The sequence below is a fragment of the Sphingobium sp. FW305-3-2-15-F-TSA7 genome, assembly GCF_058787155.1.
Genome location: NZ_JBYSZM010000027.1, coordinates 66,511 through 90,885 on the forward strand (window position 1 = coordinate 66,511; position 24,375 = coordinate 90,885).

General features: G+C 64.0%; 22 protein-coding genes. 9 read left to right on the plus strand and 13 right to left on the minus strand.

What is annotated here, in order from left to right:
• Window positions 1–29: 29 nt before the first annotated feature.
• Window positions 30–296: an FAD assembly factor SdhE gene (locus AC3WN8_RS20420; protein WP_492671319.1), complete on the minus strand. Its 267-nt coding sequence runs from the start codon at window positions 294–296 to the stop codon at window positions 30–32.
• Between the two features lie 89 nt (window positions 297–385).
• Here AC3WN8_RS20420 and recG point away from each other — a divergent pair, with 89 nt between their 5' ends.
• Window positions 386–2,446: an ATP-dependent DNA helicase RecG gene (recG, locus tag AC3WN8_RS20425; protein WP_492671320.1), complete on the plus strand. Its 2,061-nt coding sequence runs from the start codon at window positions 386–388 to the stop codon at window positions 2,444–2,446.
• A 12-nt stretch (window positions 2,447–2,458) separates the two neighbouring features.
• Here recG and AC3WN8_RS20430 read toward each other — a convergent pair whose 3' ends face one another.
• Window positions 2,459–2,812 carry a hypothetical protein gene (locus AC3WN8_RS20430; RefSeq protein ID WP_492671321.1) on the minus strand — a complete coding sequence of 118 codons (354 nt, stop codon included), beginning with the start codon at window positions 2,810–2,812 and terminating at the stop codon, window positions 2,459–2,461.
• A gap of 104 nt (window positions 2,813–2,916) precedes the next feature.
• Entirely contained in the window at window positions 2,917–4,149 is a 1,233-nt protein-coding gene (gene tyrS / locus AC3WN8_RS20435; protein WP_492671322.1) for a tyrosine--tRNA ligase, read from the minus strand.
• A 25-nt stretch (window positions 4,150–4,174) separates the two neighbouring features.
• Between tyrS and AC3WN8_RS20440 the strand changes: the two genes are divergently transcribed.
• Both AC3WN8_RS20440 and AC3WN8_RS20445 read left to right on the plus strand, forming a co-directional pair.
• Entirely contained in the window at window positions 4,175–4,828 is a 654-nt protein-coding gene (locus AC3WN8_RS20440; RefSeq protein ID WP_492671323.1) for a DOMON-like domain-containing protein, read from the plus strand.
• Window positions 4,829–4,832: 4 nt separating this feature from the next.
• The gene (locus AC3WN8_RS20445) at window positions 4,833–6,032 is read left to right on the plus strand and encodes an exo-beta-N-acetylmuramidase NamZ family protein (RefSeq protein ID WP_492671324.1); all 1,200 of its coding nucleotides are present in this window, start codon (window positions 4,833–4,835) and stop codon (window positions 6,030–6,032) included.
• A 114-nt stretch (window positions 6,033–6,146) separates the two neighbouring features.
• On the opposite strand, the gene AC3WN8_RS20450 is transcribed toward AC3WN8_RS20445, so the two are convergent.
• On the minus strand, window positions 6,147–6,479 hold the full coding sequence (locus AC3WN8_RS20450; protein ID WP_492671325.1) for a hypothetical protein: 333 nt from the start codon (window positions 6,477–6,479) through the stop codon (window positions 6,147–6,149).
• A gap of 132 nt (window positions 6,480–6,611) precedes the next feature.
• Window positions 6,612–7,790, minus strand: coding sequence for a vWA domain-containing protein (locus AC3WN8_RS20455; protein WP_492671326.1), 1,179 nt, complete (start codon window positions 7,788–7,790; stop codon window positions 6,612–6,614).
• Window positions 7,791–7,900: 110 nt separating this feature from the next.
• On the opposite strand from AC3WN8_RS20455, the gene AC3WN8_RS20460 reads away from it, so the two are divergent.
• The gene (locus AC3WN8_RS20460) at window positions 7,901–9,313 is read left to right on the plus strand and encodes a methyl-accepting chemotaxis protein (protein WP_492671327.1); all 1,413 of its coding nucleotides are present in this window, start codon (window positions 7,901–7,903) and stop codon (window positions 9,311–9,313) included.
• A 12-nt stretch (window positions 9,314–9,325) separates the two neighbouring features.
• Here AC3WN8_RS20460 and AC3WN8_RS20465 read toward each other — a convergent pair whose 3' ends face one another.
• The 6 genes from AC3WN8_RS20465 to AC3WN8_RS20490 form a co-directional block, all read right to left on the minus strand.
• Entirely contained in the window at window positions 9,326–10,171 is an 846-nt protein-coding gene (locus AC3WN8_RS20465) for an AAA family ATPase (protein ID WP_492671328.1), read from the minus strand.
• A 93-nt stretch (window positions 10,172–10,264) separates the two neighbouring features.
• Complete coding sequence (locus tag AC3WN8_RS20470; protein WP_492671329.1) at window positions 10,265–10,936, minus strand: DUF6975 family protein; 672 nt, start codon at window positions 10,934–10,936, stop codon at window positions 10,265–10,267.
• Between the two features lie 203 nt (window positions 10,937–11,139).
• On the minus strand, window positions 11,140–13,173 hold the full coding sequence (gene rpoD / locus AC3WN8_RS20475; RefSeq protein WP_492671330.1) for an RNA polymerase sigma factor RpoD: 2,034 nt from the start codon (window positions 13,171–13,173) through the stop codon (window positions 11,140–11,142).
• Between the two features lie 18 nt (window positions 13,174–13,191).
• Window positions 13,192–15,048, minus strand: coding sequence for a DNA primase (gene dnaG, locus AC3WN8_RS20480; RefSeq protein WP_492671331.1), 1,857 nt, complete (start codon window positions 15,046–15,048; stop codon window positions 13,192–13,194).
• On the minus strand, window positions 15,049–15,423 hold the full coding sequence (locus tag AC3WN8_RS20485; protein ID WP_492671332.1) for a GIY-YIG nuclease family protein: 375 nt from the start codon (window positions 15,421–15,423) through the stop codon (window positions 15,049–15,051).
• 110 nt (window positions 15,424–15,533) lie between these two features.
• A complete protein-coding gene (locus tag AC3WN8_RS20490) occupies window positions 15,534–15,986 on the minus strand; it encodes a GatB/YqeY domain-containing protein (protein ID WP_492671333.1) in 453 nt (150 codons plus the stop codon).
• A gap of 128 nt (window positions 15,987–16,114) precedes the next feature.
• On the opposite strand from AC3WN8_RS20490, the gene carA reads away from it, so the two are divergent.
• The 5 genes from carA to AC3WN8_RS20515 all read left to right on the plus strand — a co-directional run bounded on the left by carA (window position 16,115) and on the right by AC3WN8_RS20515 (window position 23,329).
• Window positions 16,115–17,278: a glutamine-hydrolyzing carbamoyl-phosphate synthase small subunit gene (gene carA, locus AC3WN8_RS20495; protein ID WP_492671334.1), complete on the plus strand. Its 1,164-nt coding sequence runs from the start codon at window positions 16,115–16,117 to the stop codon at window positions 17,276–17,278.
• Between the two features lie 49 nt (window positions 17,279–17,327).
• The gene (gene carB, locus AC3WN8_RS20500; protein ID WP_492671335.1) at window positions 17,328–20,669 is read left to right on the plus strand and encodes a carbamoyl-phosphate synthase large subunit; all 3,342 of its coding nucleotides are present in this window, start codon (window positions 17,328–17,330) and stop codon (window positions 20,667–20,669) included.
• 78 nt (window positions 20,670–20,747) lie between these two features.
• Window positions 20,748–21,224 (plus strand): transcription elongation factor GreA, encoded by a 477-nt coding sequence (gene greA, locus AC3WN8_RS20505; protein WP_492671336.1) that lies wholly within the window; start codon window positions 20,748–20,750, stop codon window positions 21,222–21,224.
• A gap of 5 nt (window positions 21,225–21,229) precedes the next feature.
• Window positions 21,230–21,856 (plus strand): rhomboid family intramembrane serine protease, encoded by a 627-nt coding sequence (locus tag AC3WN8_RS20510; protein ID WP_492671337.1) that lies wholly within the window; start codon window positions 21,230–21,232, stop codon window positions 21,854–21,856.
• Window positions 21,857–22,072: 216 nt separating this feature from the next.
• Window positions 22,073–23,329 carry an MFS transporter gene (locus AC3WN8_RS20515; RefSeq protein ID WP_492671338.1) on the plus strand — a complete coding sequence of 419 codons (1,257 nt, stop codon included), beginning with the start codon at window positions 22,073–22,075 and terminating at the stop codon, window positions 23,327–23,329.
• A gap of 83 nt (window positions 23,330–23,412) precedes the next feature.
• Here the strand turns inward: AC3WN8_RS20515 and AC3WN8_RS20520 are convergent, their stop codons facing one another.
• Window positions 23,413–23,643, minus strand: coding sequence for a DUF4170 domain-containing protein (locus AC3WN8_RS20520; RefSeq protein WP_492671339.1), 231 nt, complete (start codon window positions 23,641–23,643; stop codon window positions 23,413–23,415).
• A gap of 119 nt (window positions 23,644–23,762) precedes the next feature.
• Window positions 23,763–24,338 carry a hypothetical protein gene (locus AC3WN8_RS20525; protein ID WP_492671340.1) on the minus strand — a complete coding sequence of 192 codons (576 nt, stop codon included), beginning with the start codon at window positions 24,336–24,338 and terminating at the stop codon, window positions 23,763–23,765.
• Window positions 24,339–24,375: the final 37 nt, after the last annotated feature.

Below are 24,375 nucleotides of genomic sequence, written 5' to 3' on the forward strand. Positions count from 1 at the left end.
GTCGCTCGGTCCCTCGAAAAGAGCAAATGTCATTGTGCCACCGGGATATAGCTGAGCGTCTTCATCTCGGTCATCATCGGCCCCTGATAGCGTTCGGGCACCGGCATCGTTCCGATCGCCCAGGCCATGATCTCGACATCCTCTTCGTCGATCAGGCGCTCGAACCAGTCGAGCTGTTCGGTGGTCCAACCGGCCGAATAGGTATCGAAATAACCGCCGATCAGCAGGTCGGCCTCTTTCGTGCCGCGATGCCAGGCACGGAAGAAGAGGCGCTTCAGGCGGGTTTCGCGATCCATGAGACGTCCCAACAGGAATAGGCAGACAGGAAATGGCCGGCGGGCGACTGGATACGCCTGCCGGCTTGGTTATAAGCGGCTCAGTAACGATGCGACCCGATATTCTCAATCCGCTGTTCGCCGAAATCACGGCGTTGAAGGGCGTCGGGCCACAGCTTGCCCGCCCGCTGGAGCGACTCGGCCTGGCGCGCGCCATCGACGTCGCCTTCCATCTGCCGACGGGCTGGGTCGATCGCCGGCCGATCGAAGCGCTGGAAGAGGGGATTCCAGGACAGATCGTCACCATCGCGCTGACCCCGACCGACTATCGTCAGGGCGGGCCGCGCGGGCCGTTCCGCGTCCATGCGACCGACCGGCATGGCGATGTCGTCAGCCTGGTCTATTTCGGTGGCAATCCGGGCTGGGCGAAGAAGCTGTTGCCGCTGGGCGAGCCGCGGATCGTATCGGGCAAGCTGGAAAGCTATGGCCAGGAACTCCAGATCGTCCATCCCGATCATGTCCTGCCGCTCACCGAGGCCGGCGCGCTCCCGGAACGTGAGCCGGTCTATCCGCTATCGGAAGGATTGACGGGCAAACGTGTCGCCCAGCTTGCCGAACAGGCGCTGGCCCGTGCGCCCGATCTGCCCGAATGGATCGAACCCAGCGTGCTCGAAAAACATGGCTGGCCGCGCTGGCGCGAAGCATTGGTGGGGCTTCATGTCGATCCGGCCGACGCCAAGGCGCGCGAGCGGCTGGCCTATGACGAGATCTTCGCCAATCAGCTTGCGCTGATGCTGGTGCGCGCCTCGGCGCGGCGACGGCGGGGCAGGGCGTTGCAGGGCGATGGCAGGCTCCGTGCCATGCTCAACCTGCCCTATACACCGACCGGCGCGCAGCAGCGGACCGTCGGCGAGATCGAGGGCGATCTGGCGCAGGAACGGCCGATGTTGCGGCTGCTGCAGGGCGATGTCGGATCGGGCAAGACATTGGTCGCGTTGATGTCGTTGCTGACCGCCGTCGAGGCGGGGGCGCAGGGGGCATTGCTGGCGCCGACCGAAATCCTGGCGCGCCAGCATTATGAGACCATGTCGAAACAGCTTGCCGGCCTGCCGGTGACGGTGGCGGTGCTGACCGGGCGCGACAAGGGACGCGCGCGCGAATCGACATTGATGGGGCTGGCCGACGGATCGATCGACATATTGATCGGCACCCATGCGATCTTCCAGGAAGCGGTGACCTACAAGGCGCTCGGCCTGGCGGTCGTCGACGAGCAGCATCGCTTCGGCGTGGCCCAGCGGCTGCTGCTCGCGCAAAAGGCGGAGCGTCCGCCGCATCTGCTGGTGATGACTGCAACGCCGATCCCGCGCACGCTGACGCTGACCCAATATGGCGAGATGGACGTCAGCCGGCTCGACGAGATGCCGCCCGGCCGGCAGCCGATCGATACGCGTGTCATGTCCGATCAGCGCTTGCCCGAGATCGTCGAAGGACTGACGCGCCATCTCGCGAACCAGGGCCAGGCCTATTGGGTGTGCCCGCTGGTCGAGGAAAGCGAGAATAGCGATCTCGCGGCGGCGGAAGCGCGCGCCGCGGAACTTCAGCTGCGCTTCGGCGATCGTGTGGGGGTGGTCCATGGCCGGATGAAAGGGCCCGAAAAGGACGCCGTCATGGAGCGATTCCAGCGCGGCGAAGTGCTGTTGCTGGTGGCGACGACGGTGATCGAGGTGGGGGTGGACGTGCCCAACGCCACGCTGATGATCGTCGAGGGCGCCGACCGGTTTGGCCTGGCGCAGCTCCATCAGCTTCGCGGCCGGGTGGGGCGGGGCACTGGGCATTCGGTCTGCCTGTTGCTGCGTGGCAATGGATTGAGCGAGACCGCGCGGGCGCGGCTGGCCTTGATGCGCGAAACCAATGACGGCTTCCGCATCGCCGAAGAGGATTTGCGGCTGCGCGGCGCCGGCGAGATATTGGGAACCCGGCAGTCGGGCGAAGCGCGTTTCCGCCTCGCCAGCCCGGAGCATCTCCAGTCGTTCCTGCCGATGGCGACCGACGACGCCCGGTTGCTGGTCGACCGTGACGGCGGGCTGGAAGGCGCGCGCGGTCAGGCGGCGCGGACCGCACTCTATCTGTTCGATCGCGATGCGGGCGTGGGTCTGCTGCGGTCGGGCTGATGGTTTGGAAGTTTAAACCGCCTCGGCCAGACGTTGCTCCGCCGCAATCGCGGCCAGCAGGTTGAAATAAACGGTCGGATCGAGCGCTTCGAGGAATTCGGCGCCGATATTCTGGTCCATCGACCAGGTCGCGCGGCCGACGAGTTGCCCCAGTTCGGGAAGTTCGATCGAGATCAGGCTGCCGTCGATCACCGAAAGCGACGTGCGCGCCATGAAGCCGAAGCGCGACACATTGAGCAGATAGGCGGTGGCGGGATCGCCAAAGGGGGGCGAGCAGGGGCGGATGCGGGTCGCGATGAAGATTTCGTCGCGCTGGGCGCGACGTTGATCCACCTGAAAAATATGCTGGGCCAGCGGTGCGCCCACGATTCTGTCTCCCCCCGGATTACACTGCAACGCTGTACTGTCCGGGCTGAGGAGTGGTGAAATTATCGGGTTAACGCCGCGATCACCGTGATCATGACTGGCGCTCAGGCGACGCGCGTCAGCACGCCATGCGCCTTCTTGCCCGCCGAGATCTTGACCGGAGCCTCCCCGACCGGGACGATCAGCGCCTCGTCGACCACTTTCTCGCCATCGACACGCGCGCCGCCGCCCTTGATCAGTCGCCGGGCTTCGCCCTTGGACGCGGCCAGCCCCAGCCCGACCAGCGCATCGACGATGGCTATGCTGTCCTCCAGCACCGAGAGTGTCGGCAGGTCGGCGCCGGCTGAACCCTCGACAAAGGTGCGATAGGCGGTCTCTGCGGCGGCTTCGGCGGCCTCGCGGCCATGAAGCATCGTGGTCGCCTCGTCCGCCAGGCGCTTCTTGGCTTCGTTGATCGCGGCGCCCTCCGCATTTTCCAGCGTGGCGATCTCGTCGAGCGGCAGGTCGGTGAACAGGCGCAGGAAGCGGCCGACATCGCCGTCATGCGTGTTCCGCCAGAATTGCCAGTAATCATAGGGCGAGAGCTGTTCGGCATTGAGCCAGATCGCGCCCGAGACGGTCTTGCCCATCTTGCCGCCATCGGCCGTCGTGATCAGCGGGGTGGTCATGCCGAACACCTCGACACCGTCCATCCGGCGCGTCAGTTCGATGCCGTTGACGATATTGCCCCACTGATCCGATCCGCCCATTTGCAGGCGGCAATCGATCCGGCGCGAAAGTTCACGGAAATCATAGCCCTGCAGGATCATATAGTTGAATTCGAGGAAGCTCAGCGACTGCTCGCGATCGAGCCGCAGCTTGACGCTGTCGAAGCTCAGCATGCGGTTGACCGAGAAATGCTGGCCCACCTCGCGCAGGAAGGGGATATATTCCAGCTTGTCCAGCCAGTCGGCATTGTCGACCATGATCGCGTCGGTCGGGCCGTCGCCGAAGCGCAGGAAGCGTCCGAAGACACGCTTGATGCCCGCGATATTCTGCGCGATCACGTCGTCGGTCAGCAGCCGGCGGGCTTCGTCCTTGAAGCTCGGATCACCGATCTTGCTGGTACCGCCGCCCATCAGGACGATCGGCTTGTGTCCGGCCTGCTGGAGACGGCGGAGCATCATGATCTGCACCAGGCTGCCGACATGGAGCGACGGCGCGGTGGCGTCGAAGCCAATATAGCCGGGGACGACCTGCTTGACGGCAAGCGCGTCGAGCGCCGCGGCGTCGGTGATCTGGTGGATATAGCCGCGCTCGGCGAGCAGGCGGAGGAGATCGGAGTTGTATTGGGTCATGGCGCCGTGCGCCTAGCATGTGTGCATGCATGTCATCTACTGTCATGTGGCCTCACATGATCACGTCATTCCAGCGAAAGTTGGAATCTCGCTTCTGGACACCGCGGCAAGAAGAAGTGAGATTCCAGCTTTCGCTGGAATGACGGAGTTGGCGGCGGTGCAGCATTTTCTGATACCTCATCACGATATGCCTTGCAGTACGGAAATCACGCTTTCCGTTGCAGTGTCGCGTGATGGAGACCGGCTTTCGCTCCATTATCTCGTCACCGGCGAGGTCGAGCGGTTGCGATATCCGGAAATCGTCTCCGGCGGTCGCGCCGACGGGCTCTGGCAGGAAACCTGTTTCGAAGCCTTTGTCCGTTCGGGCGATGATACCGGCTATCACGAGTTCAATTTTTCGCCGTCACGGCAATGGGCATCCTATCGTTTCGACGATTATCGCAGCGGGATGCGCGAAGCGCCGATCGAACCGGCCATCCTGATCGAAAAAGGGGAAGGGCAATATCGCTTGGGCGCAACGGTCGAACTGCCTGGCCGCAATCCCTGGACGCTCGGCATAAGCGCCGTCATCGAGGAAATCGACGGCCGCAAATCCTATTGGGCGCTGGCGCATCCGCCTGGAAAGCCCGATTTCCATCATTCCGATTGCTTTGTCCTCGAACTCCCGGCAGCAGGCTGAACCCATGAAATTCGGTATCGATCGTCTCCTCGCCGACCCTGCCTTGCGCAAGCCGCTGGAGGGCAGGCGCGTGGCGCTGCTCGCCCATCCGGCCTCCGTGACCGCGGATCTGACCCATTCGCTCGACGCGCTGGTTGCCGCAGGGCTCAACGTCACCGCGGCGTTCGGGCCGCAGCACGGGCTGCGCGGCGACAAGCAGGACAATATGATGGAGTCGCCCGACTTCACCGATCCTGTTCATGGCGTGCCCGTGTTCAGCCTTTATGGCGAGGTTCGTCGTCCGACGGGACAGGCGATGGGCACGTTCGACGTGCTGCTGGTCGACCTTCAGGACGTCGGCTGCCGCATCTACACCTTCATCACCACCTTGCTTTACGTGCTCGAAGCCGGCGCCGCGCATGGCAAGGAGATCTGGGTGCTCGATCGCCCCAATCCCGCCGGCCGGCCGGTCGAAGGCCTCACCCTCCGTCCGGGTTGGGAAAGTTTCGTCGGCGCGGGGCCGATGCCGATGCGCCACGGCCTGACATTGGGCGAACTCGGCCTCTGGTTCATCGACCGGTTCAAGCTCGACGTCGACTATCGCCTGATCGAGATGGAGGGATATGAGCCCGAAGCCGGCCCCGGATTTGGCTGGCCATTGGGCGAACGCATCTGGATCAATCCCAGCCCCAACGCGCCCAATCTCTGGATGGCGCGCGCTTATGCCGGCACGGTGATGCTCGAAGGTACGACCTTGTCCGAAGGGCGGGGGACCACGCGGCCGCTCGAGATCTTCGGCGCACCCGATATCGATGCGCGCGCGGTGATCGCGACGATGCGCCGGCTTGCGCCCGAATGGCTGACGGGATGCCTGTTGCGCGACTGCACCTTCGAGCCGACATTCCACAAATATGCGCAGCTTATGTGCAGCGGCGTCCATATCCATGCCGAAGGGCCGGCCTATGATCATCAGGCGTTCCGGCCGTGGCGGGTGCAGGCACTGGCGTTCAAGGCGATCCGGGAATTGCAGCCCGACTATGATCTGTGGCGCGATTTTCCGTACGAATATGAATTCGGCAAGCTCGCCATCGACGTGATCAACGGTGGCCCGGCGCTGCGCGAGTGGGTGGACGATGCAGACGCGGTGCCGGCGGATCTCGATGCGCTGACCATCCCCGACGAACAGGCCTGGATCGAGGAACGGCGCGCTTTCCTGCGTTACTGACGCGCCAACCCCGGCGCCTTTGCAGACGCCGGGGCCGGGAGAGAGCGATTTGATGCTTTGTGGTCGCGCGGCTGTTTGCGAATAACCGGTTCCAACTTATTCGCGCCGCGCTTTTCAACGCCGATGCTGGCGGTCGTGCTTCTGGATCTTGATCCGCGCGCTCAGTGCGTCGAAGCGGCGGTCGAGATCGGCACGCTCGCGGGCGGTGAACACGCCGCCCGAACGGCGATACTGCTGCTCCAGGCGATTGAGCGAACGAAATTCGGTGCGCAGCCGCGTCGCCTCGTTCCGGTTCAGCGCGCCGCTGCGCACGCCCTGGTCGATGCGCCGGTCGAGCTGCTGCTGGCGCTGATTGATATTCTGCCACGGCGCCGCATTGGCGGCCATCGGCGTGGTGAAGGCGATCGCGGCGGCGAGGGTCGCGAGGATGATGTTCTTACGCTGCATGTTACAAACTCCCGTCCCTTGATTGGAACGAGACCTGTCTAGGGTCGCCTTGTCGCGAGACTGTGCCGGAGGCGCGCTTTTGTGTCGCAATATGTCGCAGCACTGTGTCGCAATGTGCCGCAGCCCTGCCGATCAGTGCTTGCGCGTCAGTTCCCGCATCGCGTCGTCCAGGCCGTTCAGCGTCAGCGGATACATGCGGTCGTTCATCAGTTCCCGGATCATCTTCACCGATTGCGAATAGCCCCAATGCGCCTCGGGCACCGGGTTGAGCCAGACGGCGGCGGGATAGACATGCGCCATGCGGCTGAGCCACACCGCGCCCGATTCCTCGTTGAAATGCTCGACCGAGCCGCCGGGGTGGCTGATCTCATAGGGGCTCATCGAGGCATCGCCGACAAAGACCAGCTTATAGTCGTGGCCATATTTGTGGAGCACGTCCCAGGTCGGCGTCCGCTCGGTGAAGCGGCGGCGATTGTCCTTCCACACGCCTTCATAGGGGCAGTTGTGGAAATAGAAGAATTCGAGATTCTTGAATTCGCTCGTCGCCGCCGAGAAGAGTTCCTCGCACAGCTTGATATGCGGATCCATCGAGCCGCCGACGTCGAGGAACAGCAGCAGCTTGACCGCATTGTGCCGCTCGGGGCGCATATGGATGTCCAGCCAGCCCTGGCGCGCGGTGCCGTCGATTGTCGCGTCGATATCGAGCTCGTCGGCCGCACCTTCGCGTGCGAAGCGGCGCAGACGACGCAGCGCCACCTTGATGTTGCGCGTGCCCAGTTCTTTGGTCGCATCGAGATTCTTGAATTCGCGCTTGTCCCAGACCTTGACCGCGCGGCCATGCTTGCTTTCGCCGCCGATGCGGACGCCTTCGGGATTATAGCCCGAATTGCCGTACGGACTGGTCCCGCCGGTGCCGATCCATTTGCTGCCGCCCTGATGGCGGCCCTGCTGCTCTTCCAGACGCTTCTTCAGCGTCTCCATGATCTCGTCCCAGGAACCGAGCGCCTTGATCTGCTCCATTTCCTCAGGGGTCAGGAATTTCTCGGCAACCGCCTTCAGCCAGTCCTCGGGAATCTCGGCCGCGCCGGTGCCGAAGCTGGTCTCGATGCCCTTGAAGACCTTGGCGAAGACCTGGTCGAAGCGGTCGAGCAGGCCCTCGTCCTTCACGAAGGTCGCGCGCGAGAGCCAGTAGAATTCCTCTGGCGTCTGCTCGATCACGTCGCGGTCGAGCGCTTCGAGCAGAACGAGATGCTCCTTCATCGAGGCAGGAATGCCCGCGGCGCGAAGCTCGTCGAGAAAGTTGAAGAACATGGCTTTCCTTACCGTTCGCGCGGCGGCTGTCCAAGCGTGAAAGACGGGTGGTTAAGGGGCCTTCAACCAATGGCGCCTAGGATCCGATGGAGCAATTCCAAGGGGGAAGCATGGCGAGCAATCTCGCAGTCGCGGAAGAAGGCGGGATGGATAGCGGCGCACTCGACGCGGTCGCGCGCAATTGCGGTCGTGTCGCGGTCGGCTGCAGCGATGCGGCCGGCTATGTCGCCGGCGTTTCCGAACGCATCGCACGCCAGCTCGACATGCTCTCGGCGCTGGAGGAAGTGACCGCCGCGCTCGAGGCGGATCAGCGCCGCGTCGCCGATTCGACCGATGAAGCGCGGCTGCTGTCCGAACAGGCGCGCGAGAAATTGGGCAAGGGCGCCGCGATGATCAGCGGATCGCGCGGCCAGTTCAACGAACTGACCGACCTCGTTTCGCAGCTCGGCGCGCGGATGACGAGTTTCGCGGCGGCGATGGAGCAGGTGCGGCGCGTCAGCACGGTGATCGACACGATCGCGCGCAAGACCAACATGCTTGCCCTCAACGCCACGATCGAGGCGGAGCGCGCCGGCGATGCCGGGCGGACCTTCGCGGTGGTCGCGAGCGAAGTGAAGAAGCTTGCGCAGGAGACGCGCGGCGCGACCGAACAGATCTCGCGTACGCTGGCATCGCTCACCAACGAGGCCGGTACCGTGATCTCCGAGATCAACGACGGCGTGATGAAGAGCGTCATCGCGCAGCGCGGGTTCGCGACGATCGACGAGACCGTCCGCGACGTCGCGGAGATCGTCGGCCAGGTCGACAACCAGACCGACGGGATCGCGCGATCGACGGGCATGATCCACGACAGCGTCGCGCGGGTGCGCGACGGTCTGTCGCTGTTCGCGAGCGATGCGCGCGCAAGTGCCGCGGCGCTCGGCAATACCAGCGTCAGGATGGACTCGATGGAGCAGCTGTCCAACGCGATGTTCAACGATCTGATCCAGGGCGGGTTCGCGAGCGAGGATCGCTATTTCGTCGATCTGGCGATCACCGAGCGCGACCGGATCGCGGCGATCACGCGCGCCGCGATCGATGCCGGGCGGCTCGACCCCGATATATTGTTCGATCGCGCCTATGTGCCCGTCGCGGGCACCGATCCGCAACAATTCACGACGCGGCTCAACGGTTTCGCCGATCTGGTGTGGCGGCCCGAACTTGACCGGATCGGCGGCATCGACGCGCGGATCGTCGCGGCGGCCTGTACCGACATCAACGGCTATCTGCCGACGCACGTCACCGCGTTCAGCCGCGCACCGACGGGCGACCCCGAACATGACCTGGCCTATTGCCGCAACCGGCTCATCCTGCTCGACGAGACCGATCGCAAGGCGAAAGCGAGCGAGAAGCCGTTCCACATGGCGGTCTATCGCCGCGAGGCGGAAGGCCAGGAATTCTACGTCGTCCGCAACGTCTATGTGCCGCTGATCTTCGACGGCCGGCGCTGGGGCGATTTCGAGCTGGCCTATATCGTCGATTGACGAGCGGGTGAGCTAGCGCTGTTGGCGCTTCGCCATGAATGCCAGCCGCTCGAACAGCATCACATCCTGTTCGTTCTTGAGCAGCGCACCGTGGAGCGGCGGGATCGCCTTGGTCGGATCGCGCGACTGGAGGACGTCGAGCGGCATGTCCTCGGCCAGCAGCAGCTTGAGCCAGTCGAGCAGTTCCGAGGTGGAGGGCTTCTTCTTGAGGCCGGGGACCTCGCGGACGTCGTAGAAAATGTCCATCGCCTTGCTGACCAGCAGTTTCTGGATGCCCGGAAAATGGACGTCGATGATCGCCTGCATCGTCTCGCGGTCGGGGAATTTGATATAGTGGAAGAAGCAGCGGCGCAGGAATGCGTCGGGCAGTTCCTTTTCATTGTTCGACGTGATGACGACGATCGGCCGCTCGACCGCCTTCACTGTCTCGCGGGTCTCGTAGACATGGAATTCCATGCGATCGAGTTCCTGGAGCAGGTCGTTCGGGAATTCGATGTCCGCCTTGTCGATCTCGTCGATCAGCAGGACGGGCAAGGTGGGGGAGGTGAAGGCTTCCCACAATTTGCCGCGGCGGATGTAATTGCCGATCTCGTGGACGCGCGGATCGCCGAGCTGGCCGTCGCGCAGCCGCGCCACGGCGTCATATTCGTACAGGCCCTGCTGCGCCTTGGTCGTCGACTTGATGTTCCATTCGATCAGCGGCGCATTGGCGGCCTTGGCGATCTCCTGCGCGAGCACGGTCTTGCCGGTGCCCGGTTCGCCCTTCACCAGCAGCGGGCGGCGCAGCGTCACCGCCGCGTTCACCGCGACCTTCAGATCGTCGGTCGCGACATAATTCTCGGTTCCGCTGAATCGCATGCTCGCCCTCGCCACTTCACGTTTACGTCAATGGCGTTAGGGCGCGATTCCCGGCGGCGCAAGGGTTGCCGGATGCCGAATCAATGATGGGGATCAGGCGTGATGGCGCGCGCGCTGCCGCGAATCGAGTACGGTCCACAGGCCGCGATGCTGGGCCAGGATCTGCTGCGCGCCAAAGCCGAGCGCGCGCGCGGCGCTGGCATTCTCCGATGCCGTAACGGCAACCGAGCGCGTTTCACGCTCGTCGGGCAGCCGGGCGGGCTGCGGCTGGACGCCGAGTCGCTGCGCGGCGACATCGAGTATGTGACGGATCGCTTTCCAGTCCATCACCAGCGCGATCGCGGCGCCCAGCGCGCAGCCCGAGCGTTCGGACTGGGCGAGCGTCTCCAGCGCGTGGCGCTGGCCGATCACGGCCGCCTCGCATTCGGCATGGCCAGGCGTGCTCGGCAGCGGGCCGGCGGCGACGCTGATCCGGGTCAGAAAGGCACGCTCGAGCGCGAAACCTTCGGCTGCGGTGGCGAGCCAGCTCCGCGCACCGGGTTCGACCTCGCGCATCGCGGCGAATTCGATCACGCCGGGGTGACGGCCGTGGAGCATGCAGAGATAATGTGCCGCGTCCGCCAGGTTGCGCGTCGCATGGCGCCCGAACAGCAGGTCCGCGGAGGCGGGGTAGGGATGGCTTGCGGTTCCGTCGGTCGTCAACAGCGTGGCGAGCGTTTCCGCTACGCCGGCGCCGCGGAACTTCAGAACTGCTTGAGTCGCCATGATGTCTTCCCGCCCTTTTCGCCATCGTCGTTCCGAGGGCTTTTCCGAACCTGAACCGGTTCTAGGGGGTTCTCGTAAATAGGGTGTTTATCGCGCGTTAGAATTGTGTTCGGATTTGACGATATCGGCATCGTCGAAACGCGACGGGCCCGCATGCCCCCTGAAAAGGCATGCGGGCCCGAAACCATTCGTCGGCAGGCGATTTATTGGTCGAGGAAGCTCCGCATCTTGCGCGAACGCGACGGATGCTTGAGCTTGCGCAGCGCCTTCGCCTCGATCTGGCGGATACGCTCGCGCGTCACGCTGAACTGCTGGCCGACCTCTTCCAGCGTATGATCGGTGTTCATGCCGATGCCGAAGCGCATGCGCAGCACGCGTTCCTCGCGGGGGGTAAGGCTGGCGAGGACGCGGGTGACCGTTTCCTTCAGGTTCGCCTGGATCGCGGCATCCACGGGGATGACGGCGTTCTTGTCCTCGATGAAGTCGCCCAGGTGCGAATCCTCCTCGTCGCCGATCGGCGTTTCGAGGCTGATCGGTTCCTTGGCGATCTTCATCACCTTGCGGACCTTTTCGAGCGGCATCGACAGCCGTTCCGCCATTTCCTCGGGCGTCGGCTCGCGGCCCTGTTCGTGCAGGAACTGGCGGCTGGTGCGGACCAGCTTGTTGATCGTCTCGATCATATGGACCGGGATACGGATCGTCCGCGCCTGGTCTGCGATCGAGCGGGTGATCGCCTGACGGATCCACCAGGTCGCGTAGGTCGAGAATTTATAGCCGCGGCGATACTCGAATTTATCGACGGCCTTCATCAGGCCGATATTGCCCTCCTGGATGAGATCCAGGAATTGCAGGCCGCGATTGGTGTATTTCTTGGCGATCGAGATGACGAGGCGGAGATTGGCCTCGACCATCTCCTTCTTCGCGATCCGCGCTTCGCGCTCGCCCTTCTGCACCATGTTGACGATGCGGCGGAATTCGGAAAGCGACATGCCCGTCGCCTGCGCGATTTCCGAGATCTCGGTGCGGATGCGATCGACGGCGGCGGCTTCGTTCTCGACGAACGCGGCCCATTTTTTGTCGATCTTCGCGACGCGCTCGAGCAGCCCCTCGTCGAGTTCGTTATCGACATATTCGTCGAGGAACGACTTGCGCGGCACCTTGTGGCGTTCGGCCAGGCGCAGCATCTGGCCGCCCAGCGCGGTCAGGCGCCGGTTGTAGCTGTAGAGCTGATCGACGAGATATTCGATCTTCGCGCCATGGAACTGGACGCTCTCGACCTCGGCGGTGAGGTCCTCGCGCAGCTTCTGGTACTTCTTTTCCTCGGCGGCTGGGAAATCATTGCCGACGCTCAGGGATTCGATGCGCACCGCCTGGAGCTTCGAGAATTTCTTGTAGAGCGACGTGATCGTCGCGAATTTCTCGAGCGCCGCAGGCTTCAGCGTCTCTTCCATCTGCGCGAGGCTGAGGGTGTTGTCCTCTTCCTCGTCGTCCGAAGGCCGCTTGGCGCGGCGCTCGGTCATCGAATCCTCGTCGTCGTCGTTCGAGGTTTCTTCCTCGACCTCTTCCTCCTCCTTGTAGGAGGGGCCGGCGGTCTTCTCGGAAATCTCGCCATCGCCTTCGGCGTCTTCGTCGGTCAGGCTTTCCGGCGCGGGATCCTTGGAGAGCATCGCGTCGAGATCGAGGATCTCGCGCAGCTGCATCGTGCCTTCGTTGAGCGCGTTCGACCAGTCGATGATCGCGTTGAAGGTGATCGGGCTTTCGCACAATCCCAGGATCATCGTGTCTCGGCCGGCCTCGATGCGCTTGGCGATGGCGATTTCGCCCTCGCGGCTGAGCAATTCGACGGCGCCCATCTCGCGCAGATACATGCGCACCGGATCGTCGGTGCGGTCGATCGTTTCCTTGCGCTTCTCGGCGACATTGCCCGAGGAGCCGTCGGCCGGATCGGCGGCGTCGTCAGCATCGTCCTGATCGGCCTGCTCGTCGGCATCCTCGCCGGCGTCCTCGTTCTCGACGATATTGACGCCCATCTCGTTCAGCGCGGACATCACGTCCTCGAGCTGATCCGAGGACATCTGGTCCTGCGGCAGCGCTTCGTTGAGCTGGTCATAGGTGATGTAGCCGCGCTTCTTTGCGCGGGCGATCAGCTTCTTGAGCGACGCCTCGTTGAGATCGATCAGCGGCGCATCGCCGCTTTCCGGCGTCTCTCCCGAATCCGTCCCGTTCGTCTTTGCCATGTAACCGCCTAGTCCCGTCTAAATGTCCGCACTCTCGTCGCCGCTCGCGAAACTGGCGATCCGTTCGTCCGCTTCGCGCCGAGCGGTCCGCAGACGTGCCTGTTCCTCCACGAGCGCTCCATCCCATTCCAACTCCAGCCGCAACGTGACCGCGGCAAGTGCCGCGTCGAGCTCTGGAACGGCAGCGAGTGCTTCAATCGCCATAATTATACTGCGGTGTGCTGACTCAGGTACCGCATTGCTGCGCATCGACGAAAAGGCAAGCCTCTTTGTCGAGACGAGGTGTTTTGAAAGTGTGTCGAGCCCAGCATCGGCCAATATGGGGGCGAGGCTGGCCGGATCAAGCGCCTGCCGAGAAAAGGCCGCATCGATCAGCGCGGCGCGCAGTCGTTCGAGATTCGGATCGGTGAGGGGAATCGCCGAAAGCGAATCGGCGCAATGTTCGATGGCAGCCGGATGGGCGAGCAATCCGCCGAAGATCGCGCGCGCCAGATGGATGTTGATGCCTTCGCCGTTGATCCGCTTCGTCGCTTCGGACAGCGGGCGCGGGGGCGGCATCCACTTGCCGCCGCCGCTGTTGCCGCGGCGCTGCTGCTGTTGCCGGGCGGGGCGGCTCTGTTCGTAGAGCGAATCGAAGCGCGCTCGGAATTCCTGGCGATATTGCTCGCGGACGTCGCCGTCCTTGATCGTCTGGGCCTGGTCGTTCAGCCGCTTCCTCAGCCCGGCGCGCGCTTCGGGGGTGTCGAGCGGGGCCGCGGCGAGTTCGTGGCGCCACAACCGGTCGACCAGCGACTCGGGTTTTTCGAGCAGCGCCTCGACCGCGGCGCGTCCGCCCGCACGGACGAGATCGTCGGGATCCTGGCCTTGCGGCAGCGTGAGGAAGCGCAGCGTGCGGCCGGGCTCGAGATGGGGCAGGGCGCGTTCCAGCGCGCGGATCGAGGCTTTCTGCCCGGCATTGTCGCCATCGAAGCAGAGGATCGGCGCATCGCTCATCCGCCACAGCCGCTCGATCTGCGCCTCGGTGAGGGCGGTGCCGAGCGGCGCCACCGCTTCCTCGATTCCCGCCTGTGCCAGCGCGATCACGTCCATATAGCCCTCGACGACGACGACCCGGTCGGATTTGCGGGCGGCCGGACTGGCGCGATCGAGATTGTAGAGCGTGCGCCCCTTGTCGAAGAGCGGCGTGTCGGGCGAGTTGAGATATTTGGGTTCGCCCGCACCCAATATGCGCCCGCCAAATGCGATGACGCGCCCGCGCTGGTCGCGGATCGGGATCATCAGCCGTCCGCGAAAGCGATCATAGGGCTCCTTGCCACCTTCGGGCTCGATCAGCAGCCCGGCTTCGACCAGCATCGCCACATCGATCTGCTTGAGCGCGGCTTTCAGCTTGGTGCGCGAATCGGGTGCGAAGCCGAAACCGAAGGCCTTGCGCGTCGCATCCGAAATGCCGCGCTTCTGCAGATAGGCGCGCGCCTCCGCGCCTTCGATCCCGTCCAGCTGCGCGACGAACCAGTCCTGCGCGGCCTGCATCACGTCGTGCAGCCCGGATGCGCGCTCGGCACGTTCCTGCGCCTTGGGATCGGGGGCAGGGACATCGAGTCCCGCGGCCTGTGCCAGTTCCTTCACCGCATCGATGAAGGGCAGGCCGCGCTGATCGGTCATCCATCGGATGGCATCGCCATGCGCTCCGCAGCCGAAGCAATGGTAGAAACCCTTCTCGTCGTTGATCGTGAAGCTGGGCGTCTTTTCCTGATGGAAGGGGCAGCACGCCTTCCACTCGCGGCCGGCGCGCTGGATCTTCACGGTCTTGCCGATCAGGCCGGACAGCAAAGTGCGCGCGCGGAGTTCGTCGAGGAATTGCGGGGAGAGAGTCATTTATTGCCCGTCCCGGACTGGGTAGGGAGTGGCGCCATAATCTCCGTTCGTCCCGAGCGAAGTCGAGGGACGCTCACGCGGAGGCTTGCTGAAATGGGACACCATTGGCCAATCACCCCTGATCAGGGCTTCCTTCTTGGCGCGTGACCAAGGCTTGATCCTCCGCTCCATCTCAAGTGCCTCAATCCGGGTCTGAAAATTCTCAGACCACATCAATGTGACGGGGCGTCGGCGCGATGTGAAATCACAGAAGCCTCCAGTCTGATGTTCCGCGATTCGACGTTCGAGGTCATCGGTATGACCGGTGTAACAACGGCCATCCGAGCATCGCAGAACATAGACCCAGAATGCCATGCCGAACCTTGCTACACGCATGCGCCGGTGTCGAGCAAAGCTGCCCGATCCGCACTGGTACGGACGCGTTGGCGCGGGGCCCTACGTCCCTCGACTTCGCTCGGGACGAACGGTGATTTCGGGGCTTGGGGCTAAACCAACGCCGCCTTCACCGCCGCACTCGCCTTGCTCATGTCGAGCTGGCTGCCGTGACGGTCCTTCAGCAGTGCCATCACCTTGCCCATGTCCTTGACCGACGAAGCGCCCGTCTCGGCCTTGATCGCCTCGATCGCCGCGGCGGTCTGGGCGTCGTCCATCTGGGTGGGCAGGAAGCGTTCGATCACGACCACTTCGGCCTGCTCGGCATCGGCGAGTTCCTGGCGGCCGCCCTTCACATACATCTCGATCGATTCGCGGCGCTGCTTGACCATTTTCTGCAGCACTTCGACGACCAGAGCATCGTCGTCGGCGGGCGCCTTGCCCGTGCGCGCCTCGATGTCGCGGTTCTTGATCGCGGCCTGGATCAGGCGCGTGGTGGCGGTGGTTTCCTTGTCGCCCGCTTTCATCGCGGTAATCTGGGCGGCCTTTATGTCGTCACGAATCATGGGTTTCTCGGCCTGTTTCGGGAAAGCGATCAGCATAGCCTTCGGCGTCTGATTTTAATAGATTGACCCCGCCCGGCTCGGATCCTAGTGACCCCGCCGTTTAACCTGTTCCCCGGGAGTAGCTGCACATGGCTGATGCCAAACCGACCACCGCGCCTGAAGGGGCGACGGGGGCATTGGTGCTGGCCGATGGTTCGGTGCTGTGGGGCCGCGGCTTCGGCGCCGAAGGCGCGGCGGTGGGCGAGGTGTGTTTCAACACCGCCATGACCGGCTATCAGGAGGTGATGACCGATCCCTCCTATGCCGGTCAGATCGTCGCCTTCACCTTTCCGCACATCGGCAATGTCGGTACCAATCACGACGATATCGAAGCGACCAATCCGCATGCGCTGGGCTGCGTCGTCCGCGAGGACGTCACCGCACCGAGCAATTTCCGCAACATCCAGCGTTTCGACGACTGGCTGAAGGGCAATGGCCGGATCGGGCTGGCCGGGATCGACACCCGTGCGCTGACGCGCAAGATTCGGGTCGAGGGCGCGCCCAACGCCGTGATCGCGCACAATGCCAAGGGGCGCTTCGACATCGACGCGCTGCTGGCGCAGGCGCGTGGCTGGCCGGGGCTGGAGGGCATGGACCTCGCCAAGGATGTCTCCACGCTCCAGAGCTATCAATGGCGCGACGGATTGTGGTCGCTGGGCAGCGGCTATGCCGTCGATGAAGCGACCGACGATCGTCCGCACGTCGTCGCGATCGATTACGGCCTCAAGCGCAACATCCTGCGCAATCTGGTGGCGGCGGGGGCCCGCGTCACCGTGGTGCCCGCCACCGCGACCGTGCTGGACGTGATGACGCATCGGCCCGACGGCGTGTTCCTGTCCAACGGCCCCGGCGATCCCGCCGCGACCGGCGCCTATGCCGTGCCGGTGATCAAGGATCTGCTCGATCGCGACATGCCGATCTTCGGCATCTGCCTGGGCCACCAGCTGCTCGGCCTCGCGGTCGGTGCCAAGACCAGCAAGATGCACCAGGGCCATCGCGGCGCGAATCATCCGGTCAAGCGCATCGCCGACGGGGCGGTCGAGATCACCAGCATGAATCACGGTTTCGCGGTCGAGACGAAGACGCTGCCGAAAAACGCCAAGGCGACGCATGTCAGCCTGTTCGACGGTTCGAACGCCGGCTTCGAACTGACGGACAAGAAAGCGTTTTCCGTGCAATATCACCCAGAGGCGAGCCCGGGTCCGCAGGACAGCCATTATCTGTTCGAGAAGTTCGTCGGGATGATCAAGTGACCGGTTCGCACAGCATGGCTGTCAAAATATTCGAGACGAAGGCGAACTAATGCCCAAACGCACCGACATCTCCTCCATCCTCGTCATCGGCGCCGGCCCCATCGTGATCGGCCAGGCGTGCGAGTTCGACTATTCCGGTACCCAGGCGATCAAGGCGCTGAAGGAAGAGGGGTACCGGATCGTCCTGGTCAATTCGAACCCGGCGACGATCATGACCGATCCCGAGCTGGCCGACGCGACCTATGTCGAGCCGATCACGCCCGAGATCGTCGCGAAGATCATCGAGAAGGAGCGTCCCGACGCGGTGCTGCCGACAATGGGCGGCCAGACCGCGCTGAACACCGCGCTCGCGCTGTTCAACGACGGGACGCTGGAGAAATACGGCTGCATCATGATCGGCGCCGACGCCGAGGCGATCGACAAGGCCGAGGACCGGCTGAAGTTCAAGGATGCGATGAGCAAGATCGGGCTCGAATCGGCGCGCTCGGCAATCGCGCATTCGCTCGATGAAGCCATGGCGGCATTGGAGAAGGTGGGGCTGCCCGCGATCATCCGGCCGAGCTTCACACTGGGCGGCACCGGTGGCGGCGTCGCCTACAACAAGGACGAGTTCCGCCGGATCGTCTCGGGCGGGCTCGAAGCCAGCCCGACCACCGAAGTGCTGATCGAGGAATCGCTGCTCGGCTGGAAGGAATATGAGATGGAAGTGGTCCGCGACCGCGCGGACAATTGCATCATCATCTGTTCGATCGAGAATGTCGATCCGATGGGCGTCCATACCGGCGATTCCATCACCGTCGCGCCGGCGCTGACGCTGACCGACAAGGAATATCAGATCATGCGCAACGCATCGATCGCCTGTCTTCGGGAAATTGGTGTTGAAACAGGCGGTTCGAACGTACAGTTCGCGGTAAATCCGAAGGATGGCCGACTGGTCGTCATCGAGATGAATCCGCGCGTCTCGCGGTCCTCGGCGCTCGCGTCCAAGGCCACTGGCTTCCCGATCGCCAAGGTCGCGGCGAAGCTGGCGGTGGGCTACACGCTCGACGAGATCATGAACGATATCACCGGCGCGACCCCGGCGTCGTTCGAACCGACGATCGATTACGTCGTCACCAAGATCCCGCGCTTCGCCTTCGAGAAATTCAAGGGCTCCGAACCGATTCTCTCCACCGCGATGAAATCGGTGGGCGAAGTGATGGCGATCGGCCGCAACATCCATGAAAGCATGCAGAAGGCGCTGCGCGGGCTTGAAACCGGGCTTTCGGGCTTTAATTTCGTCGACAATCTGGTCGGCGCGCCCAAAGACGACATCATTGCCGAACTGTCGCGCGCCACGCCCGACCGGCTGCTCGTGGCGGCGCAAGCGCTCCGCGAGGGGCTGAGCGTCGACGAGATCCACCAGGTCACGAAATACGATCCCTGGTTCCTCGAGCGGATCGCCGAAATCGTCGCCGCCGAGCGCGAAGTGCTCGACAATGGCCTGCCGCGCGATGCGCAGACCATGCGTCGCCTGAAAGCGATGGGCTTTTCCGACAAGAGGCTCGCCTATCTCGCGCTGCAATCCGCCAATCTTCGCGGTGGCGCGAGCATGGAGCGCGCGGTGGCGCGCGGTTCCGGCCTGATCCGCGAGGCGGTGGTCGCGATGACCGGCGGTGTGACCGAGCAGGAAGTGCGCGCCTTGCGTCACAGGCTTGGCGTGCGGCCCGTGTTCAAGCGGATCGACACCTGCGCGGCCGAATTCGAGGCCAAGACGCCCTATATGTACTCGACCTATGAAGCGCCCGCATTCGGCGAGCCCGAATGCGAGAGCCAGCCGACCGACCGGAAGAAAGTCGTCATCCTGGGTGGCGGTCCGAACCGGATCGGGCAGGGGATCGAATTCGACTATTGCTGCTGCCACGCCTGTTTCGCGCTGGAAGAGGCGGGTTATGAGACGATCATGATCAACTGCAATCCGGAGACGGTGAGCACCGATTACGACACGTCCGATCGCCTCTATTTCGAGCCGCTGACCGCCGAGGATGTGCTGGAGATCCTGCATGTCGAGCAGTCGAATGGCACGCTTGCGGGCGTGATCGTCCAGTTCGGCGGGCAGACGCCGCTCAAGCTTGCCCAGGCGCTCGAAGATGCCGGCATCCCGATCCTCGGCACGTCGCCCGATGCGATCGACCTGGCGGAGGATCGTGAGCGTTTCGCGGCGCTGGTGACCAAGCTCAAGCTGCTCCAGCCCGCCAACGGCATCGCGCGCAGCCGAGAAGAGGCGATCGCGGTCGCGGATCGGATCGGCTACCCCGTTCTGATGCGTCCCAGCTATGTGCTTGGCGGTCGCGCGATGGAGATCGTCGACGGTCCTGCGCAGCTCGACGCCTATATCCAGACCGCGGTGCAGGTTTCGGGCGATTCGCCGGTGCTGATCGACCAGTATCTGCGCGACGCGATCGAGGTGGACGTGGATGCGATCTGCGACGGCGACGACGTCGTCGTGGCGGGCGTGCTCCAGCATATCGAGGAAGCCGGCGTCCATTCGGGCGACAGCGCCTGCACCATTCCGCCCTACAGCCTGTCCGACGCGATCGTGGCGGAGATCGAGCGCCAGACCGACCTGCTCGCCCGCGCGCTCGAAGTCCGCGGGCTGATGAACATCCAGTTCGCGGTGAAAGACGGCAAGGTCTATCTGATCGAGGTCAATCCGCGCGCCAGCCGCACCGTGCCCTTCGTCGCCAAGGCGATCGGCCAGTCCATCGCCAAGATCGCATCGCGGGTGATGGCGGGGGAGAAGCTGGCGGCGCTGCCGCAGATCGACCGCCACATCAAGCATATCGCGGTCAAGGAAGCGGTCTTCCCGTTCGCGCGCTTCCCCGGCGTCGATCCCGTGCTCTCACCCGAGATGAAGTCGACGGGTGAAGTTATGGGAATCGATATGGATTTTGCGATTGCTTTCGCCAAGTCCCAGCTTGGGGCGGGTGACGAGCTTCCCCAATCGGGCACCGTGTTCGTCTCGGTCAAGGACAGTGACAAGCCGGTCATCCTGCCGGCGGTCAAGCTACTCGCCGGACTCGGCTTCAGCATGGTTGCGACCAGCGGCACCGCCGATTTTCTCGAGAAGGAGGGGATTGCGGTCGAGCGGGTCAACAAGGTGGCGCAGGGACGACCGCATATCGTCGACCGCATCATCGACGGCGGCGTCGACCTGATCTTCAACACCACAGAGGGTTGGCAGAGCCACAAGGACTCGGAATCGATCCGCGCTTCGGGGCTTTCGAAGAAGGTTCCCTACTACACGACGGCGTCCGCAAGCGTGGCCGCGGCAGAGGCAATTGCTGCAATGCGCAATCAAAAACTTGAAGTACGGTCGCTCCAGTCATATTATTCTAGTTCGCACGCCTGATCCCGACAATATGACGCGCGACAGGTGGCCCTGCTATGATGGGGCCGCTTGGGGGAGTTTTGACGAAGGACGAGAGTCATGGCGACGGTCGAGAAAATGCCCATGCTGCAGGAGGGCTTCGACAAGCTGACGGCCGATCTCCGCCGCTTGAAAGCCGAGCGCCCGGAGATTGTCGACGCGATCGAGGAAGCACGTGCGCACGGCGACCTTTCCGAAAATGCGGAATATCATGCCGCCAAGGAGCGTCAGGGCCAGATCGAGGCGTCGATCGGCGATATCGAGGACAAGCTGTCCCGCGCGCAGATCATCGATCCGACGACATTGTCGGGTGACAAGGTGATCTTCGGCGCGACGGTCACCTTGCTCGACGAGAATGACAAGCCGGTGAAATACCAGATCGTCGGCCAGACCGAGGCGGACGCCAATTCGGGGCGGATCTCGTACAATTCGCCGCTGGGCCGTGCGCTGATCGGGCGCAAGGTCGAGGATGAGGTCGAGGTGACGGTGCCGGCGGGCGACCGCTATTATCTGGTGTCGAAGATCGAGTTCATCTGACCGGCATGAACCTGCCGGCGGGCCGTCTTACCAATATCCTGGTCATTGCCACGGCGGCCATCTGGCTGGCGCTGGATCTGGCCGGCTGGCTCGACTGGGCGTCGATCGCGGCCGGATTCATTCCGGCGCGCGTCGCGGGGGCCGCGCTCGATGGCGCGGTCCCGGTCGTGCTGACACCGCTCAGCGCCACGTTCGTCCATGCCAATCTGGCGCATGTCGGCTTCAACATGCTGATGCTGCTCTATTGCGGACGTCATGCCGAATATGCGCTTGGCCCCGCGGCATTCGCGTTTCTCTATATCGTCGGCGCCTATGCGTCGGCGGGCGCGCAATATCTCGTCGATCCGGGCTCGATCGTGCCGATGGTGGGGGCGAGCGGCGCGATCTCGGCGGTGCTGGGCGCCTATGCGCTGCTCTTCGGACAGAAACGGGCCAAGGCGATCGGGCCGGTGCCGGCGATCGTCGTGCACATCCTGTGGCTCGCGGCGGCGTGGATCGGCGTCCAATTGCTGTTCGGCTTCGCGATGGCCGATGCGGGCATGGCGATCGCGGTGGCGGCGCATATCGGCGGCTTCGTCGCCGGCCTGCTGCTCGCGCGTCCATTGCTGCTGTGGCGATATCGCCGCGCGTGAGCGGGATTCGCGGTTGTCGTTCAACCATCATGGCTTGATCGTTGCAGTGTCATCCCGCGAAAGCGGGGATCCAGCTTCTTCTTCCTCTTTCCTGATGCTTCCCGAAATGGCGGGATCGGCCGCGCCGAGCTGACGTTTCCCGCTTTGTGAATTTTGCACTATGGTGCAATAAAGGCTCAGGGTCGCGCATTCATGCGGCCCGAATGGGAGCAGGGCATGACGGCAGGCGCGCAGGCGACCACGCGTGACGAATGGCGGGCCGGATGGCCGGTCGTGCTTGCTGGGGCCGTCGGCATCGGCGTGACCTCGCTGCATTTCTATTCGCTCGGATTGTTCATCCAGCCGCTCAGCAGCGAATATGGCTGGAGCCGGGCCGCGATCTCGTCCGGGCCCGCGATCGTCGCGATGGTCAATCTGTTCATTGCCGCACGCATCGGGCGATTGGCCGATCGCGTCGGCGTGCGTCGCGTCGCCATACCGGGCTATGTCGCTTATTGCATCGGTCTGGGGCTGCTCGGCCTGGCCGAGCCCTCCATCTGGAGCTGGTATGCGCTCTGGGCGCTGCTGGGCATCGGCTACAGCTTTGCCGGCGCCAGTCTCTGGTCGGTGGCGGTGGCCAGCCGCTTCGACCGGTCACGTGGCCTGGCGCTTGCCGTGGCCTTGTGCGGCACGGGAGTCGCGGGCGCGTCTACGCTCGTGCTCGGATCGCGCATGCTCGATCGCTTCGGTTGGGAAGCGACCTATGCGGCACTTGGCGGGTCGGTGCTGCTGCTCGGTTTGCCGCTGCTCCTGGCATTTCTGCACAGCGCGCGCGATCTCGACCTCAAACAGGCGGGCGTCGCCGCCGTCGACCGGGCGGAGGCGCCGGGCCTCAGCTTCGGCCAGGCCTTGCGTCACGCCCGGTTCTGGATGCTGTCGGCATCGGCCATGCTGATCGGCGGCGGCGTGGCCGGCCTGATCGTCCATTTCATCCCGATGGGGATCCAGCGCGGGATATCGCCGGTCGATGCTGCCGCGATCGGCGGATTGATCGGCATGGCCGCCATTGTCGGCCGTTTGATCACGGGATCGCTGATGGATCATTTTCCGGCCCGGCTGGTCGGCGGCTGCGTGTTCCTGCTGCCCGTGATCGCCTGCATCCTGCTGGCGCCGGGCGGCGGCTCGATGCCGCTGATGATGACGGCGGCCGTGATCATCGGCCTTGCGACCGGCGCCGAATTCGACGTGCTCGCGGTCCTTGTCAGCCGCTATCTCGGCATGCGCGCCTATGCGGCGATCTATGGGCAGATCGCGGCACTGTTCGGCATCGGTGTGGGCTTCGGCCCGACGATCGGCGGGGCCTTGTTCGACATGTTCGGCTCATACAGGCCGATGCTCTGGTTCCTCGCCTGCCTGTTCGCGATTGCAGCGCTGTTGCTGTTCCTGCTCGGGTCGGCACCGAAGTGGGACGAACGCGTGGATGAAGCGGAATAGGGGGCGCTGCCCATCAATTCCGATCTGTCATTCCCGCGCATGCGGGAACGACAGAAAGTGAGTCAATCGAACGGGATCGAACTTCAGCCCTGAGCGGGCTTGAGCATCTCAGGCTCGAGCAGGCGGTGGAGATGCACCACCACATAGCGCATCTCGGCGTCGTCGACGGTGCGCTGGGCCGCGGCACGCCAGGCGTCCTCGGCGGATTTATAGTCGGGAAACACGCCGACAATGTCGATCGTCGACAGATCGGCAAAATCGAGCGTCTGCGGATCCTGGACCCGCCCGCCGAACACGAGATGCAGTTTGCTCATCGGAAACCCTTTAATTGGTCGCCGCGGAGGGGCATCGGTCGCGCCCAGTCCGCGCCGACTGAGATACAAGGGGGTTCCCTAATGATCCCGGCCGGCGCGTCAATCGCAACGCGCCGTGTTCAGGCGCTCGGCGCCTTTTTTGCCGCCGCCGGCTTCGGGGCGGCTTTCGCTGCCGTGCGGGTCGGCTTCGCCGTCGGCTTGGCGACGGCCTTGGCCGCCGCATTGCCGGCTTCATTCGCGGCGGCGGAGACGGACTTGAGCAGGCTCTGCGCCTGCTTCTTCGCGGCATCCTTGCTGATGCCGAGCGCGTCGAGCTTCTTCTTGCCTGCGGTCTTCGCGGCTTGCGCGGCATTGCCCGCCGCCTTGTTGATCTTGCGTCCGGTCGCGCCCAGCGTCTTCACTTCCTGCTGGGTGCGCGGCAACAGCGAGCCGATCAGCGCGCCCAGCGCGATCCCGCCGACAAGGAAGGCGAGCGGGTTTTCATCGAGCTGCTGGCCGGCCTTGGCGCCGGCACGCTTCACGCCCGCCTGGGCGGTGGAATAGGCCTTGTTGGCGCGCGTGCGCGACGCCGAATAGGCGGTCTTGGCCTTTGCCTTGCCGCTGGCGAGCGCCGTCTCGGCGGCGCCGCGCGCGGCCTCGATCGTCTCGTTCGCGAACTCGCTCGCCTTCTTGGCGCTGTCAGCGATCTTGGTCATGCTTCATCCTCCAAAAGGCGGCCATGCGGCCGGTCGT

Coding starts and splice junctions, on each gene's coding strand:
- AC3WN8_RS20420 (WP_492671319.1), bottom strand. CDS start 296: ATGGATCGCGAAACCCGCCTGAAGCGCCTCTTCTTCCGTGCCTGGCAT.
- recG (WP_492671320.1), top strand. CDS start 386: ATGCGACCCGATATTCTCAATCCGCTGTTCGCCGAAATCACGGCGTTG.
- tyrS (WP_492671322.1), bottom strand. CDS start 4,149: ATGACCCAATACAACTCCGATCTCCTCCGCCTGCTCGCCGAGCGCGGC.
- AC3WN8_RS20440 (WP_492671323.1), top strand. CDS start 4,175: ATGCATGTCATCTACTGTCATGTGGCCTCACATGATCACGTCATTCCA.
- AC3WN8_RS20445 (WP_492671324.1), top strand. CDS start 4,833: ATGAAATTCGGTATCGATCGTCTCCTCGCCGACCCTGCCTTGCGCAAG.
- AC3WN8_RS20450 (WP_492671325.1), bottom strand. CDS start 6,479: ATGCAGCGTAAGAACATCATCCTCGCGACCCTCGCCGCCGCGATCGCC.
- AC3WN8_RS20455 (WP_492671326.1), bottom strand. CDS start 7,790: ATGTTCTTCAACTTTCTCGACGAGCTTCGCGCCGCGGGCATTCCTGCC.
- AC3WN8_RS20460 (WP_492671327.1), top strand. CDS start 7,901: ATGGCGAGCAATCTCGCAGTCGCGGAAGAAGGCGGGATGGATAGCGGC.
- AC3WN8_RS20465 (WP_492671328.1), bottom strand. CDS start 10,171: ATGCGATTCAGCGGAACCGAGAATTATGTCGCGACCGACGATCTGAAG.
- AC3WN8_RS20470 (WP_492671329.1), bottom strand. CDS start 10,936: ATGGCGACTCAAGCAGTTCTGAAGTTCCGCGGCGCCGGCGTAGCGGAA.
- rpoD (WP_492671330.1), bottom strand. CDS start 13,173: ATGGCAAAGACGAACGGGACGGATTCGGGAGAGACGCCGGAAAGCGGC.
- dnaG (WP_492671331.1), bottom strand. CDS start 15,048: ATGACTCTCTCCCCGCAATTCCTCGACGAACTCCGCGCGCGCACTTTG.
- AC3WN8_RS20485 (WP_492671332.1), bottom strand. CDS start 15,423: ATGCGTGTAGCAAGGTTCGGCATGGCATTCTGGGTCTATGTTCTGCGA.
- AC3WN8_RS20490 (WP_492671333.1), bottom strand. CDS start 15,986: ATGATTCGTGACGACATAAAGGCCGCCCAGATTACCGCGATGAAAGCG.
- carA (WP_492671334.1), top strand. CDS start 16,115: ATGGCTGATGCCAAACCGACCACCGCGCCTGAAGGGGCGACGGGGGCA.
- carB (WP_492671335.1), top strand. CDS start 17,328: ATGCCCAAACGCACCGACATCTCCTCCATCCTCGTCATCGGCGCCGGC.
- greA (WP_492671336.1), top strand. CDS start 20,748: ATGGCGACGGTCGAGAAAATGCCCATGCTGCAGGAGGGCTTCGACAAG.
- AC3WN8_RS20510 (WP_492671337.1), top strand. CDS start 21,230: ATGAACCTGCCGGCGGGCCGTCTTACCAATATCCTGGTCATTGCCACG.
- AC3WN8_RS20515 (WP_492671338.1), top strand. CDS start 22,073: ATGACGGCAGGCGCGCAGGCGACCACGCGTGACGAATGGCGGGCCGGA.
- AC3WN8_RS20520 (WP_492671339.1), bottom strand. CDS start 23,643: ATGAGCAAACTGCATCTCGTGTTCGGCGGGCGGGTCCAGGATCCGCAG.
- AC3WN8_RS20525 (WP_492671340.1), bottom strand. CDS start 24,338: ATGACCAAGATCGCTGACAGCGCCAAGAAGGCGAGCGAGTTCGCGAAC.